The sequence below is a fragment of the Algoriphagus taiwanensis genome (assembly GCF_036245645.1).
In the GTDB taxonomy this organism is placed as follows: domain Bacteria; phylum Bacteroidota; class Bacteroidia; order Cytophagales; family Cyclobacteriaceae; genus Algoriphagus; species Algoriphagus taiwanensis.
In genome coordinates, this window is the sequence record NZ_BTPE01000006.1 from 193,522 (window position 1) to 207,970 (window position 14,449).

Genomic DNA, 14,449 nt, shown 5'->3' on the forward strand with positions numbered 1-14,449 from the left:
GAGAATAAACTAAGATCAAAGAATAGTTTCTGATTTTTGGGAATCTTAACGATTTACCGCCTTGATGATCAGGTCAAAGACTGACGTGGGTTGGATTCGCTCAGCGTCTAGAATACCGGAATCGGCCACCAAAAGCGGCTTGTCCAAATCGGACTCAGGAATGCGCCCATGGGCACCCTTCACCAGGGTAGCATCTAGAGGAATCACATCCATCAGGTAGCGGAATCCGAGCTTTTTCTTCAGGACTTTGGAGCCGATTTTCAGAATAGGAACCTTGATCGCCGGGTCCAGCACCAATTCTACCGGATCGTAACCGGGCTTGCGGTGGATATCCACACAGCGGGCATAGTCAGGCGCTTTGGCATCATCCAGCCAGAAATAGTACGTAAACCAAGAATCTGCATCCGCGATCACCACCAAATCACCCGAGCGGGCGTGGTCGATGTGGTAGTCTTTTTTGCCTTGGGTATCGAGTACCTTTTCAATACCCGGAGTCTTTTCCAGGAGGGCTTTCACCTCAGCCAATTTGGAGTGATCGTTGACATGGATGTGCGCGACTTGGTGATCTGCTACCGCAAAAACGGCCGAGGTTCCGGCATCCAGTGTCTCCCGACCCAACTCATTTTTCACCTGAATCCATCCTTTCTCACGGAAAATTCGGTTGAGATGCACAGGTTTATTTACACTCGTAATCCCATACTCTGAAAGCAACAAGACCTCAGCACCACGATTTTCAAAGAAGGTAATCAAGTCCTTGGCTAAGTCATCCACTTCGCGGAGATCTTTGGAAATCTTCGAAAAGTCAATGCCATACTTCTGCAGATTGTAATCCAAGTGGGGAATGTAGATCAGATTGAGCGTGGGATTGTACCATTCCTCCACTTTCTTGGCAGCCTCAGCGATCCATTTGCTGGATTCAATAGTGGTATTGGGTCCCCAAAAAGTAAAGAGCGGAAACTGTCCCAACTCGGCCTGCAGTCGATCCCGCAGTTCCATCGGCTGAGTATGGCAGTCGGGTAGCTTGCGTCCGTCAGCTGGATACAGCGGGCGCGGAGTCACGGCATAGTCGGCAGAGGAGTACATATTATACCACCAGAACATGTTGGCTACCGTGAACCCTGGATTTTCTTTTCGAAGCACTTCCCAGACTTTCTCGGCCTGCACCAGTTTGTTAGACTGGCGCCAAAATTTGATTTCGCACTCGTCCTGAAAGTACCAGCCATTGCCTACGATACCGTTTTCAGTCGGCCATTTTCCGGTCAGGTACACCGATTGTGCCGAGCAAGTCACCGCAGGAAGTACGGGTTCGACCACGGCTTGCTTCTTGGAAGCAATCCATTTTTTCAAAAAAGGCGTATGCTCACCGATCACTCGGGGAGACAAGGCAACGATATCTAGGACTACTGTTTTTTTCATGGTTAAACTCTAAAATCAACGGGCTGCACCCGGTTTTGCTAATTTTATAAGGCCCAGATTTACGAATTCAGATTTACGATTTACGACCTGAAAATGAACTTCAACCTTTCTTCTAAAAAGGTTAAGCTTTTGATTAAAAGGTTGAAACTACTCCGCCCCTCGTAAATCGTAAATCAAAAATCGTAATTATAGGAACCTTTATTCCATTTCCAATTCTCCTATCACCCAGCTCAACTCCCTTGCTATTGATTCTCCCAAGGTCAGGTGCGTATCTTCAGGGAGCACTTCCCAAGTATAGGTTTCCACTTCCAAGTGTTTGGTGATTCCTGAATTGGATAAAATTTGATTGAGTACAAGGGAAATGTCGCTCTGTGTAGACTGGAAAGCGCCATAATTGTCCAAAAAGACCGGCACGTGGAAGTGGATTCTCCATTCCAGATCTTTGGTTTTTTCCAAATGCTCGATAGCCTGAGGCAGGTCCGGATAGGAACCAAACTTCCCGTCTTTTCTCCTTGCCACCACTTGATGCAGGTAGGTCGATTCGGCAAATTCTTGCAAGCGTTTACTCAAGGTAAACCGCTCGATTGCGGACTCCGGAATTATTACTTTGAGCGCTGCCGAAATCTGAATCTTACCGACTTGAATTCCTGCAGATTTAAGTTTTTCGAAAGTTTCTGCTGGGTTTTCATAGACGATTGCGAAATGACAGACGTCATAGCAGGCCTGGATGTGGGTCTTGATGAGCCTTTCAGCCTCTTCTGCAGTAATTCCCAACTTTTCAGTCAGAGCTGCTTTTCCTTTTGGCAAAAGCCAATTCTGAAAAAAGCTGATCAGTTCGTCCGAATTTTCCAGAATCCCATCTGGCTCGGGTTCGATGTCCAAATGGAGCAACTTTCCGGTTTCCTGATGGATTTTTGCCAATTCCTCTACCACTTCGATCAGGTGAAAGGTGGATTTCTCAATGGCTTCATTTTTTGCTTTTTCGCTGGAAAACCAATGCCGGTAGGAAAGCGGGGAAGTGGAGATTCCTCCTTCCATACCTTCTGGCAGAAGTTGAGCTAAAATCTGAAAACTCCGAACGGTGTACTCTTTTCTTTCAACAGTTGTCCAATCTGGACTGTGGACATTTTCTTTCACTTTGGTACGGTGGAAGCCACCATAGGGAAAGCAATTCAGGGTAAAAACATAGGCATTGGCCTTTTTTAGCCATTCCTTAAACTCCTGCATTCGTTCAGGTCTCTGCAAAATCAGGGAAGCTTCATGAGAAAGCCGAAGCCCGATTCCAAAAGGGCCTTTGTGTTTGAGTCGATTTTTTACCTCAGGGATGTAAATTTTGAGGTTTTCGAAGGTCGCGTCCCAAGTCTCTCCGGGATGGATATTGCTGCAATAGCTGAGGTGAAAGTCATGAATTTGCATAGGCTGGGAAAAAATCAGGAAGCGTGAACGGCAGACTTTTTCTCTAACCTACGAAGAATTTCCACTGATTTAAAGATCAAGTCATGATCCATTTCATGGACTTCAACTCCTTTACCCAGATTTTCCAAGAGCATTATGGTCAATTGACCTCCTAAGTGTTCCTGGAATTCTTTTAAGCCTTGAATTAGCTTTTCCCCCTGAAGTTCAGGTGCAAAAAGCTCGAACCCGAGGGTATGCATCAGGTGAATGATTCGATTAAAATCAGCTTCAGCAATTCTTCCCTGCAAATAAGAATAGGCCGAATCAAGGGCAATTCCAATAGCAACTGCTTCTCCATGTCGGATTCGGAAGTCGCTTAGTTTTTCCAGTTTATGCGCTGCCCAATGACCAAAATCCAAGGGTCTTGAGGAGCCAAACTCAAAGGGGTCTTTGCCGGCAATATGATCCATATGCATTTTGGCAGAGCGGATGATATGCACTTTCATGGGTTCCATTTCCCGGTTGGCCAAGGCTTCTGCATTTTGCTCCAACCACTCAAAAAAGGACAAATCCTTGATCAAGGCCACTTTGATTGCTTCGGAGATTCCCGCTCTCCAGTCCCGATCATCCAGGGTTTTGAGGAAGTTGAAATCATTCAAAACAGCCACGGGAGGCACAAAGGTGCCGAGGTAATTCTTTTTGCCGAAGGCGTTAACACTGTTTTTCACGCCAACCGCAGAATCATTTTGGGACAAAACGGTGGTAGGAATCCGAATCAGACGGATGCCCCGATGGGAAATGGCCGCAGCAAAACCGACCATGTCCAAAACAGCACCACCACCAATCACAGCGATGTAGGAATGCCGGTCAATACCATAGAGATGCGTGGCCTCAACGATCTTTTGGTATTCGGATTCCTCATTTTTGCAGGCTTCGCCACCGACAGCGATCATGGGTTCGGTGGCCAAAGTGAAAACATCTGAATGGGCCTCAGCATAGCTTTTCACCTGATTGATCAGATTTGGATGGGTGTTTTTCACTCCACTGTCGATCACAAAAAGTACTTTGGGAATGCGCTCGCCACGAAGGACATTGGCGAGGATTTGATTTTGGATATCAAATAGATTCTCGGTAAAAGCTACCGGGTAGCGGAAAGGAACCGAAAAGGACTGTTCGAGAATCGTATTCATGGCTTAAGGCAATAGGTTATTCGGGTTTTCTGTCAACCTGGATTATGCATTAGAAAATCTACTACGACCTCAAAATACTTCAAAATCAGTCGTTTCACTTCACTTTTCGATCTCACCGTAGCGGTGCTACGCCTCGATCTCCAAAGTGACTGATTTTCTTGTATTTTAAGCTCTCGCTACGAATTCTAATGCATACTTCAGGTTTAAGACAAATTGTGAAAGAAATTGGTTTAAATCGGACCTAGGTTACAGCAAATTTTTTGGCTAACCAAAGGGAAATAGGAAGAAGCAGCAAAACGATGATTCCAATGGGCCAACCCGAAAAGGCAGAAGCCAAAGATGCATTCACAATAATCAAGGAAATAACGGCAGCTTTCACGGATTTGCCGATGAATTTGGGTTCTTGAGTTCGGATGGCTTTCGCCAAAGGTGGAAAGATCATATAGCCCAGCAAAGCTAAAAAAGGAATCACTTGCAGGTATCCCGGACTCTCCAGATAAGCTAGGCCAAAAATCGCGAGAAAAATAAAAGCGTACATCCCGCCTCCGGCAAAAAGCGCTTTTCTGTTTTTCCCATGCACTTCACCTCTGCTGATCATGGTAATGGCTGCCACATAGATCAAAGGCAAAAGGCCGATTGGCCAGATTTTCTCCAAAACCTCAGGAGCCACACTCACTCCAAGAAGTAGATTTCCGGATCTGCAAAGACCCATATTGATCGGACCAAATATTCGCTGATGTTTTCCCCAGTAATCATACAACACCGCACAGGCCGCAACAGCAATGGCTAAAAATCCAGCTATAGGATTGACCTGAAATGCACAGATAATCCCAAAAACCAAGAGAAGGGATGACATCAAAAAAGCGGAACTCTTAGAAGCTCTTCCGCTTGGAATAGGCCGCTCAGGCCTTTCGATGGCATCCAACTCGGCATCTGCGACATCATTGAAGGCTACTCCACCTGCATACAAACCAATTGTACTCAATGAAAGCCAAAGCAGTTTCCACCAAAATTGCTGATCTCCATAAATCCAGTTGGTAGCCATATAATCCCAGGCTCCGGCAATAGCAAAACCCGCCCAGATATCTGCGATCGCGGTGATCACATTGGCTGGGCGGGTCAGTTGGAGGTAAGCGAAAATCTTTGTGTTTTTCATAGATCAGTTTTCTACCCGATCGGCAGGTCCTTCAACACGAGGTACCTGACCTCCGCGAAGTACAGAATTTCCTCCCAGTTTTTTGGTCTGATCGATCGGCGGGGCCTTCAACCAATCGTCCTCATGCATTTGACCGCTTAGTCCAAAAACTGTAAGTGCATTAGAATAAGTTGTCATTCGTACATGTTCTTCAGGAATTCCCATTTTGCGCATCAGGTTGGCGGTCTTTGGCACCGCCAAGGGATCAGAAATCCCCCAATCTGCAGCAGAATTGACGATAATTCGCTCGGGACCGTATTGCTTGACGATCTCGACCATTCTTTCCGAACCCATTTTGGTGTGTGGATAAATGGTAAAAGCAGCCCAAAATCCTCTATCCAAGACCTCTTTTACCGTTTCCTCATTGTTGTGATCGACTACGACCCAACCTGGATCCATGCCATGCTCTTCGGCCACATCCATGGAGCGAGTGGTACCTTTCTTTTTGTCCCGGTGAGGAGTGTGGATAAGTACGGGCAAGTTCACATCCTTCGCCAGTTCCAATTGGAGGCGATAAAATCTATCCTCAGCTTCAGTCTGATCGTCATAGCCGATTTCCCCAATGGCCACTACTCCCTCTTTTCCTGCGTACAACGGAAGCAATTCCATCACTTGCTCAGCCAAGGGAATATTGTTAGCCTCTTTGGAGTTCAGCCCCATCGTGCAATAGTGAACGATTCCAAACTGACTGGCACGAAATCGCTCCCAACCCACGAGGGTAGAAAAGTAATCTTTGAAAGAACCTACCTCGGTACGCGGTTGCCCCAACCAAAAGGCGGGTTCGATGGTGGCGACGATGCCTGCTTTTCGCATGGCTTCGTAGTCATCTGTGGTACGAGAGACCAGGTGAATATGGGGATCTATGTACATTTCCATGGTATATGCTATGTGGATAAGTGTTTAAATTATTCGAAATTCGGCTGATTAAGCTCTTTTTTCCTGAAAATCTTTTCCGATTTTCTGCCAGGATATTTCTCCGTATTCTATCGCTGAGATTATTTCCTGAAAAGACTTCAACAAATCTTTTGCTGGAGCAAAGTCCGATTGGTAAGCCGCTAAAACCCCGGCTTCCACCTCCAATTGATCTTCAGAAAAGATCACTTTCTTCAAATCTTCCAGCAAATGCTCATTCAGGAACGGAACTACCAATCTCCAGAGCTCCGGCATCACGGGTCTTCCGGCTGCCCAGCGTTCGTGTGCAAAGTCAGAAGCGATTTCCGCCAATGCCTGATTTCTTCTTTCCTCCAAACCCTGAATCCGATAAATCGGACGCTGCATAAAGATGGACTTCAAGACCATCTGATTCCAGTTGGCCTCCGGGAATCTTTCCTTGGGATAGGGATTATTCAGCGCAATGGCATCAAAAACCACGGTCATATTGGTTCGGCAGCCTTCAATCGCCCGGGAAAGCATTTCTTCCTGATAAGGTATCAAAGGGAGTGCTGCATACAAAGCTTGCTGCTCATGCAAGTCTCCTGTTTCAAAAAGCTGATTAACAGACTTGAGCCAGGCTTCCTTTTCTGCCGAATAATTCAATAGGAGGTAAGTTCTAGCCGTTTGCAATACATCCCAATGTGATGCGTCAAAACCAGCAACTAGGCTGCTTGCTTCGTTTTTTTCAGCTTCTGACAAATTCAATGGATCTTTTTTGAAAAATCGGGAAGCTTGGGAAAAGGCAAGGAAAAACTTGGTAGGAGAAGCTTCTTGCTGGACCTTCTCAACTTGCTTGGAAAGCCAATCCAAGGAGCTTTTTTCTGCTCTTTTTTGGAGCAGGTCAAGAAGAAAATCGCTTGGTTTATTTTGGGTTTGCATGAAATGCGCTTATTACAATTTGTTAAATAAAGAACGCCCAAATCTGGGATAAAATCCAAAGCAAAATGCGTTGATCGGTTGAAAAAACGGCCTTTCCTGACAAAAATCAGTACTGGGCTGTGCTGAAGCAATAAATGGATTTAACCTTATAACTTAGAAAACAGAAACCCGAACTTGTATTTCTATGAAATCCAACCTAAAGAAAATGCTGGACGGAGAGACCTACGACTCCCGTGACCCCGAACTACTAGAACTTTACCATCGGGCCCGGGCCTTGATTTTGTCCTACAATACTTGTGACAGTCGGGATTTGAATCGGAGAAGTGAGCTTTTAACTCAGCTTTTAGGAAAAGTGGAAAAAGGCGTTTGGATCGAAGCACCCTTCTTTTGTGACTACGGGGTAAATATCGAGATCGGAGAAAATACCTTTATCAATACGAATTGCATGTTTTTGGACGACAATAAAATCAAGATCGGCAAGAACGGGCTGATTGCTCCCTATGTGCAGATTTACACAGCCACTCACCCGCTAAAGGCGTCCGACCGGATCTATCAGGATGGGGAAGGCACCCGCTACCATACCTCCACCAAACCCGTAACCATCGGTGACAATGTCTGGATTGGTGGGAATTCGGTGATTTTTCCTGGTATCACCATAGGAAATAATGTCACTATCGGTGCCGGTTCGGTGGTCACCAAAGACCTTCCTGATGATGTCTTGGCTTTTGGAAATCCCTGTCGAGTGGTTAGGGAATTTTAAAAATTTTATGCTAATTCCTCTTCTCGACTTAGGTGAGACCGGATTGCTTCCGCTACAAGATTATTCAATGACATCTTTTCTTCCATCGCTTTCAAAGCTGCTTTTTGGTGAAGACTTGCAGAAATCCGAACATTAAAACTGCCTTTAAATGGTTTTTCTGGAGTATTTCCTTCTTGCTTACAAATGGTCAAATACTCATCCACGGCAGATTTGAAATCATCTTCTAATTGTTTTCCTGTTTCTCCTTCATAAGAAATTAGACCTCTGATTCCGAGAACTTTTCCAAACATCAAATTGTCCTCAGGGCTGTATTCAATACTTCCAGTATAACCCTTGTATTCTAAATATTTCATAAGTTCAATATTTCCTTGATCTGCTTTAGTTGATAATGTTTCATTATACCGCTTGGGTGAGGTTTATGTATCATTATTGGTACACCTTCTTCATTTTCGAACCTTACTCTGGAGCCAGAAGTCTTTCCTTTTTTTACCTCATAGAAATCAAAATATCCAAGGAGACTAACCATTTCATCGAAATGAAAGTCTTTAGGCATTTCTAGAAATCGAGCCAGGAGTTTTTCTTTTTTTGACACAACCTAAAGTAACTGAATATAGTTGCAAAAGCAAAAATGTTTTTAGAATCCTTCTGATATCCACAAGCGGTTCGCAAAGTTTCCAAACTGCCTCTATTTTTATCTCCTAAACTAAATCGCTATGAAATCGAGCATGACCAAAGCGTCAAATTCGGCTAATCATCCGAAATGTGAGATTCCATGTGACCATTGAAAAATCTACAAACACATGAAAAAAATCTACCTGTATGGTCTAGGTTTGATGCTTTTGCTGACTGGAAAAGTCCAGGCTCAAAACCAGGAAGTCATCGATGCCATTATCAAAGAGGCCAGTGAAAATTCACAATTAGAAACGCTCGCCCATGAACTCCTGGACGGGATTGGCCCAAGACTCGTGGGTACTCCTCAGATGCAGCAGGCTCATGAATGGGCCGAAAAGCAATACCAAACTTGGGGAATCGAAGCCCGCAATGAAAAATGGGGCGAATGGAGAGGTTGGGATCGTGGGATTACTCACATCGATATGGTCGAGCCTTGGGTTCGAACCTTAGCTGGAACCCAGCTTTCCTGGAGTCCTGCATCGCCTGAAGGTGGCTTGACCGCCGAAGTGATTGTTTTGCCTGATTTGCAAGACTCAGTTGCATTTCAAAACTGGCTCCCATCTGTGAAAGGCAAATATGTCATGATTTCTGCCCCACAGCTCACCGGTCGTCCGGATGGCAATTGGGAGGAATGGGCTACTGAAGAATCTTTCGAAGCCATAAAAGAGAAAAGAGCAGCCTTGGAGAAAGCTTGGCTTGAGCGAACTCAAAAGACTGGGAAAAACCGTTCTTCACTTCCCATTGCACTCGAAAATGCCGGCGCAGTAGGGGTCGTCACTTCCTATTGGTCGCGGGCTCTGGGTGCAAATAAAATCTTTTCCGCTTCCACAAGACAAGTGCCCACCATTGACCTTTCGATAGAGGACTACGGAATGCTGTTTCGTTTGGTAGAAAGCGGCAAAAAGCCGAAAATCCATGTCAATGCCCAGTCTAAAGAAACCGGATTACAACCTACACTAAACACCATTGCGCAAATCAAAGGCAGCGAAAAGCCTGAGGAATATGTCATGCTTTCTGCCCATTTGGACTCTTGGCAGGGCGGCACCGGGGCAACGGACAATGGTACCGGTACCATTCTCATGATGGAAGTGATGCGCATCCTGAAAAAAGTCTACCCCAATCCCAAGCGAACTATCTTGGTTGGCCATTGGGGTTCGGAGGAGCAAGGGCTTAATGGTTCCCGCGCTTTTGTAGAAGATCACCCTGAGATGCTGGAAAAAATCCAGGTGCTTTTCAACCAAGACAATGGTACAGGCCGAATTGCCAATATCTCTGGTCAAGGCTTCGTAGACAGCTACGAATACATCGGCAGATGGCTCAATAAAGTACCGAGAAACATCACCAGAGACATCGAGACTTCCTTCCCCGGAAATCCGGGTTCGGGTGGAACTGACCACGTTTCCTTTGTAGCTGCGGGAGTACCTGCCTTTAACCTAAGCTCCTTGAGCTGGGATTATGGTACGATCACTTGGCATACCAACCTGGATACTTACGACAAATTAGTTTTCGATGACATAAAAAATAACGCCATCCTCACAGCAATCATGGTTTACATGGCTTGTGAAGAAGAAAACATGGTTTCCAGAGAACGAAGAATTCCAATCGATTTCCGTACCGGAGAACCAACCGATTGGCCTACACCAAGATCTCCTACTCGACAGGGGGGAATTCTCTTCCAAAGAATCTCCAGATAAGAGAGGCTATCTGGAAAATTAAATTTGCCCCCCAAAGCGTAGTCGAGTAGCCTTCGATTCTGCTCTGGGGGGCATTTTTGAATCCTTAAGGGTGGTTGAAAATCCCCTTTACTTTTTCTCTAAAAGCGAATTCCCATCCCAATTTTTTCTTTGGCTATCGGGAACTTGAATTTGCAAAAAATCAACCAAGCTCGGTAAGATATCCACCATCGCAGCTTTTCGGGAGCGAAAGCGGTCATTCAAGTTTTTTGCATTGCTCACCATCCAGATTTCACGGTCAGAATCACTTTGACCTCCATGATCTTTGAAATCGGGAGCTTTTCGGCCGTGATCTGTAGTAATCCAGATCAGCCATTCTTCGTCAAAATTTTTCTCTCTAAACCGAAGAGCTTCCCAAATCCTCCCAACCTGTTCATCTGCCAATTCAATTGCGGCTGTCAATTGCGGACTTTTTCCATAGCGATGACCCATGTCATCCGTGAATTCCAGATAAACCCAGGATAAATCCGGTGCTTGGTTTTTCAATACATGGGCCGCTTCAAAGGAAACCAGATTATCGATTTTTCGGATGTAATCCTTCCCTTCATCATGTGGATAAGTCAAGGTATCCTTTTCAAATCCGTCAAAAACAAAGTCCAATTTCAGGTTTCCGGTTTCTTTAAGCCCTTCTCCCAACAGCTTGGTTCGATTATCTTCCCAAGTGGAGAAAATAGCAAGTTTTGCCTCAGGCTTAGCTTCTCGCAATAGTCTAAAAACAGTCCAGTAGGAATAATCCGGATCAGCAATATCATTATCCCAAACGTTATGCTTATTGGCCCAAGTCCCGGTCAAAAGGGAATTATACCCAACCGCAGAGATGGTGGGAGTTTGAGTGGGGCCATCTTTTTCTCCTCCCGTGTAAGCCCTTGCATAGCCCCCAATTTTTGCAATTGCATCCAAATTAGGGGTTTGCGCCTTCTCCAATTCCCCAGCAGGAATTCCATCCAAAATGATAAATACCGCCTTTTTTTCCTGCGCAAGAATCGTATCGACAAAAAAAACAGAAATCAAAAGGAACAAAAAACCAATGCTACATCTCATATCTAGATGAATTACCTGTTAGAAATAAAGTGGAATTTGTATCTTTTACCAAACCCCAACACTATGAAAAAAACATTTTTTATTCTCCTCTTTATTTCCTTCGGAATACCCATTAAAGCCCAGTCTTTAGCCGATTACCTTTCCGCTCCTTTTCCCACCTCTTTGACAGCAAGCCCGGATGGGAAAACCATCGCTTGGGTTTTTAATGACCAAGGACAGCGAAATATTTTCTTGGCTCAAGCCCCTGATTTTTCTGCGAAGATGATCACAGATTTCAAAGGAGACGAAGGATTGGATTTGGGGCCAATTACCTTTTCTCCGGATGGAAAAACCCTGCTTTTTGTGAGGGGAAATAGCCGAAATTCTTCAGGTCAGGCTGCAAACCCCGCGCAATTGCAAATGAACACGGATAAAAAGATTTATTCTGTGGATCTTAATTCCAAAGAGAGTCGATGGTTTGCACCCGGAGCGTCTCCGATCTTTAGTCCGGACGGGGAGCAGGTGGCCTTTTTGATGGGTGGATCAGTTTATCTGAAAGCCTCCAAGGATACCAGCGAATCGGTCAAGCAGCTGTTTACCGCAAGAGGAAGTGCTTCTATGCTGGGCTTTTCACCGGATGGGAAATACCTGAGTTTTGTCTCCCAAAGAGGAGATCATTCCTATGTAGGGCTATGGAATCTGGAGAAAAAGGAGTTGAAATACGTGGAAACCAGTCTGGATTTTGATTCTTACCCAGCTTGGAGCTCGGATGGGAAAAAACTGGCATATCTCAGAATCCCCAACGTCAACAATCTGCTGCCTTTTACCTCAATCAAAGAAGCCAATCCCTGGAGCATCCGAATTTTTGATGTGGAAAAGTGGGAAGGCAGAGAAATCTGGAAAGCGGATCTAGGAAGAGGCTCTGTCATGGTGGATGATCTGCCGGCCCAAGACAGCAGGCTTTGGTGGGCCAAAGATGGGTCTCTGATTTTCCCCTGGGAAAAAAACAACTGGATGCAGCTGTATTCAGTCAATCCGGAAACGCAAGAAATCAAGCACCTCACTCCCGGAGAAGGCCAAGTAGAATGGGTGCATCAGTCGGTAGACAGAAATTCCCTTTTGGTCATGCACAACATCGTCGATATCGACCGAAGGCAAATTTCCGAACTTGACTTATCCACATTTTCTCTGAAATTGATCAGCGAACCAGAAACGATCAATTGGGGAGCTGTAAAGATCGAAAATGGCATAGCCTTTTTCTCTTCCGATTGGAACAAGCCCGGCTGGCCCATGATCCAAATCAATGGAAAAACACTGGTGTTGGCTCCTGAGCTTTTTCCAAAAAGCTTCCCCAAGTTTCATTCAGAGCCCCAACCCATTCAATTGACTGCAAAAGATGGTTTCCAAAGCTTCGGGCAACTTTTTCTGCCAAAAGACTATGATCCATCCAAGAAATACCCTGCGGTAATCTTTATCCATGGGGGCAGCCGTAGGCAGATGCTGCTTGGGTATAATTACGGAGCATACTATTCCAATACCTATGCAGCCCAGCAATATTTTGCTTCCCAAGGGTATATTGCTCTGACCTTAAATTATCGAAGTGGGATAGGATATGGGATGGATTTTCGGGAGGCGGAAAATTATGGAGGGGGAGGGGCAAGTGAAGTGCAGGACCTCTTGGCTGCTGCGGACTATTTGGCATCAAGATCGGATGTGGATAAGTCCAAAATTGCTCCCTGAGGAGGCAGCTACGGAGGATATATGACCGCCCATGCCTTGAGTCAGGCACCTGAAAAATTCCACGTTGGGGTAGACATTCATGGAGTACACAATTGGAACAATGATATCCCGGTTTTTGCGCCATGGTACGAGCCGGAGAAATTCCCTGAAATGGCCGAATTAGCCTTCAAATCATCCCCCATGGCCTATGTGGATAAGTGGGAAGATCCCGTGCTCCTTATCCATGGAGACGATGACCGAAATGTCCTTTTTTCAGAAAGCGTGGAGTTGGCTGAAGTACTTCGAAAACAGGGGGTTGAAGTGGAGCAAATCGTCTTTCCGGACGAAGTACATTCGTTCCTACTTCACCGAAATTGGGTGGAAGCTTTGACTGCCACTTTTGAGTTCATTCACAAACATTCCTCTGCAAAATGAAAAAGTTATCCACCTATCTTCTCTTGCTTTTTCTGGGCTTTCAAACTGCCTTTTCCCAGCAAAAAATACTGGAGGCCGCCTACCTTCAGGCCGAGCAAAACGGATTTTCCGGTGTGATTTTGGTCGCAGATGGAGGCAAAGTGCTTTCTGAAAAAGCCATTGGTTTCAGATCTTTTGAAAAAGGCATCCCTCTTCAGGTGACTGATGTCTTTGAAATGGCCTCCGTTTCCAAGCAATTCACAGCCATGATGGTCATGCTTTGTCAGGAAAAAGGACTTCTTCAGTTTGATGACTTGGCAGAAAATTACCTGGACGTCCCCTACAAAGGCATTAGCATTCGGCATTTGCTCACGCATACTAGCGGACTGCCGGACTATCAAGCAATCATGGATGCCCACTGGGATAAGAGTAAAGCCGCCGGCAATCCCGATATTTTGGAATACCTCAACCGTTACGCTCCGTCAAAGAGCTTTGAACCTGGAGAAAAATACGAGTACAGTAATACCGGCTACGTACTTCTGGCAAGTATTGTGGAAAAAGTGACCCAAAAGGATTTCATCGAGCTAAGTCGGGAATGGATTTTTCAGCCCTTGGGAATGAAAAACACAGCTATTCGAACTCTGGAGGAAAAGGCCCAAGTAGAGAACTTTGCCGCAGGACATTTAAAAGATGAAAGCGGAAAATATGTCAATGCCAATCAATTTCGCGCTTCCGATTACACCCTTTGGTTAGGAAACCGAAAAGGGCCCGGTAGAGTGAGCAGCACTGCGCAGGACTTGCTGATTTGGGACCAAGCGCTCTATTCCGGCAGATTGGTGAGTGAAAAAACGCTGAATGAGGCATTCAGCCCTATGATTTTGAACGATGGGACAAGAAGTTATTACGGTTTTGGCTGGGATATCGAACCCAAAAGCCCCTATGGAAAAATGGTCATGCACACCGGTGATAATCCCGGTTATCAAACGATCATTGTCCGCTTTATCGAAGAAAACAAAACCATTATCGTGCTTAACAACAATGCGCATCCGGATCAGATCAAACTGGTAGAAGCAGCTACTTTGGCTTTGAGGAAGTGGTGATTCGACTGGAAGATTATAAGATT

The 14,449-nt window shown here is 45.3% G+C and carries 12 protein-coding genes and 1 pseudogene; 4 read left to right on the top strand and 9 right to left on the bottom strand.

Annotated features, from left to right (window positions below; genetic code table 11):
• Positions 1-45: 45 nt before the first annotated feature.
• The 6 genes from AAA938_RS10565 to AAA938_RS10590 form a co-directional block, all read right to left on the bottom strand.
• Positions 46-1,416 (bottom strand): alkaline phosphatase family protein, encoded by a 1,371-nt coding sequence (locus tag AAA938_RS10565; RefSeq protein ID WP_338228696.1) that lies wholly within the window; start codon positions 1,414-1,416, stop codon positions 46-48.
• A 198-nt stretch (positions 1,417-1,614) separates the two neighbouring features.
• The gene (eboE, locus tag AAA938_RS10570) at positions 1,615-2,832 is read right to left on the bottom strand and encodes a metabolite traffic protein EboE (RefSeq protein WP_338228697.1); all 1,218 of its coding nucleotides are present in this window, start codon (positions 2,830-2,832) and stop codon (positions 1,615-1,617) included.
• Between the two features lie 14 nt (positions 2,833-2,846).
• Positions 2,847-4,001 (bottom strand): 3-dehydroquinate synthase, encoded by a 1,155-nt coding sequence (locus AAA938_RS10575; RefSeq protein ID WP_338228698.1) that lies wholly within the window; start codon positions 3,999-4,001, stop codon positions 2,847-2,849.
• A 241-nt stretch (positions 4,002-4,242) separates the two neighbouring features.
• On the bottom strand, positions 4,243-5,157 hold the full coding sequence (eboC, locus tag AAA938_RS10580) for a UbiA-like protein EboC (protein WP_338228699.1): 915 nt from the start codon (positions 5,155-5,157) through the stop codon (positions 4,243-4,245).
• Between the two features lie 3 nt (positions 5,158-5,160).
• A complete protein-coding gene (locus tag AAA938_RS10585; RefSeq protein ID WP_338228700.1) occupies positions 5,161-6,072 on the bottom strand; it encodes a TatD family hydrolase in 912 nt (303 codons plus the stop codon).
• A gap of 48 nt (positions 6,073-6,120) precedes the next feature.
• A complete protein-coding gene (locus AAA938_RS10590; protein ID WP_338228701.1) occupies positions 6,121-7,008 on the bottom strand; it encodes an EboA domain-containing protein in 888 nt (295 codons plus the stop codon).
• Between the two features lie 184 nt (positions 7,009-7,192).
• Here AAA938_RS10590 and AAA938_RS10595 point away from each other — a divergent pair, with 184 nt between their 5' ends.
• Positions 7,193-7,768, top strand: a complete 576-nt coding sequence (locus tag AAA938_RS10595; protein ID WP_338228702.1) for a sugar O-acetyltransferase — start codon at positions 7,193-7,195, stop codon at positions 7,766-7,768.
• 5 nt (positions 7,769-7,773) lie between these two features.
• Here AAA938_RS10595 and AAA938_RS10600 read toward each other — a convergent pair whose 3' ends face one another.
• Both AAA938_RS10600 and AAA938_RS10605 read right to left on the bottom strand, forming a co-directional pair.
• Positions 7,774-8,121: a type II toxin-antitoxin system HicB family antitoxin gene (locus AAA938_RS10600; protein ID WP_338228703.1), complete on the bottom strand. Its 348-nt coding sequence runs from the start codon at positions 8,119-8,121 to the stop codon at positions 7,774-7,776.
• Positions 8,118-8,321, bottom strand: a complete 204-nt coding sequence (locus AAA938_RS10605; protein ID WP_338228763.1) for a type II toxin-antitoxin system HicA family toxin — start codon at positions 8,319-8,321, stop codon at positions 8,118-8,120. The genes AAA938_RS10600 and AAA938_RS10605 overlap by 4 nt, the downstream gene beginning before the upstream one ends.
• 247 nt (positions 8,322-8,568) lie before the next feature.
• Here AAA938_RS10605 and AAA938_RS10610 point away from each other — a divergent pair, with 247 nt between their 5' ends.
• The gene (locus AAA938_RS10610; protein WP_338228704.1) at positions 8,569-10,134 is read left to right on the top strand and encodes a M20/M25/M40 family metallo-hydrolase; all 1,566 of its coding nucleotides are present in this window, start codon (positions 8,569-8,571) and stop codon (positions 10,132-10,134) included.
• Between the two features lie 108 nt (positions 10,135-10,242).
• Here the strand turns inward: AAA938_RS10610 and AAA938_RS10615 are convergent, their stop codons facing one another.
• Positions 10,243-11,214, bottom strand: a complete 972-nt coding sequence (locus tag AAA938_RS10615; protein WP_338228705.1) for an alkaline phosphatase family protein — start codon at positions 11,212-11,214, stop codon at positions 10,243-10,245.
• A gap of 597 nt (positions 11,215-11,811) precedes the next feature.
• On the opposite strand from AAA938_RS10615, the pseudogene AAA938_RS10620 reads away from it, so the two are divergent.
• Both AAA938_RS10620 and AAA938_RS10625 read left to right on the top strand, forming a co-directional pair.
• A pseudogene (locus AAA938_RS10620) lies at positions 11,812-13,347 on the top strand (S9 family peptidase).
• Positions 13,344-14,426, top strand: a complete 1,083-nt coding sequence (locus AAA938_RS10625; RefSeq protein WP_338228706.1) for a serine hydrolase domain-containing protein — start codon at positions 13,344-13,346, stop codon at positions 14,424-14,426. The pseudogene AAA938_RS10620 and the gene AAA938_RS10625 overlap by 4 nt, the downstream one beginning before the upstream one ends.
• The last annotated feature ends 23 nt before the right edge of the window (positions 14,427-14,449 follow it).

Bases quoted from the DNA above. Each gene is read 5' to 3' on its own strand.
- AAA938_RS10565 (WP_338228696.1), bottom strand. From the start codon at position 1,416: ATGAAAAAAACAGTAGTCCTAGATATCGTTGCCTTGTCTCCCCGAGTG.
- eboE (WP_338228697.1), bottom strand. From the start codon at position 2,832: ATGCAAATTCATGACTTTCACCTCAGCTATTGCAGCAATATCCATCCC.
- AAA938_RS10575 (WP_338228698.1), bottom strand. From the start codon at position 4,001: ATGAATACGATTCTCGAACAGTCCTTTTCGGTTCCTTTCCGCTACCCG.
- eboC (WP_338228699.1), bottom strand. From the start codon at position 5,157: ATGAAAAACACAAAGATTTTCGCTTACCTCCAACTGACCCGCCCAGCC.
- AAA938_RS10585 (WP_338228700.1), bottom strand. From the start codon at position 6,072: ATGGAAATGTACATAGATCCCCATATTCACCTGGTCTCTCGTACCACA.
- AAA938_RS10590 (WP_338228701.1), bottom strand. From the start codon at position 7,008: ATGCAAACCCAAAATAAACCAAGCGATTTTCTTCTTGACCTGCTCCAA.
- AAA938_RS10595 (WP_338228702.1), top strand. From the start codon at position 7,193: ATGAAATCCAACCTAAAGAAAATGCTGGACGGAGAGACCTACGACTCC.
- AAA938_RS10600 (WP_338228703.1), bottom strand. From the start codon at position 8,121: ATGAAATATTTAGAATACAAGGGTTATACTGGAAGTATTGAATACAGC.
- AAA938_RS10605 (WP_338228763.1), bottom strand. From the start codon at position 8,321: ATGCCTAAAGACTTTCATTTCGATGAAATGGTTAGTCTCCTTGGATAT.
- AAA938_RS10610 (WP_338228704.1), top strand. From the start codon at position 8,569: ATGAAAAAAATCTACCTGTATGGTCTAGGTTTGATGCTTTTGCTGACT.
- AAA938_RS10615 (WP_338228705.1), bottom strand. From the start codon at position 11,214: ATGAGATGTAGCATTGGTTTTTTGTTCCTTTTGATTTCTGTTTTTTTT.
- AAA938_RS10625 (WP_338228706.1), top strand. From the start codon at position 13,344: ATGAAAAAGTTATCCACCTATCTTCTCTTGCTTTTTCTGGGCTTTCAA.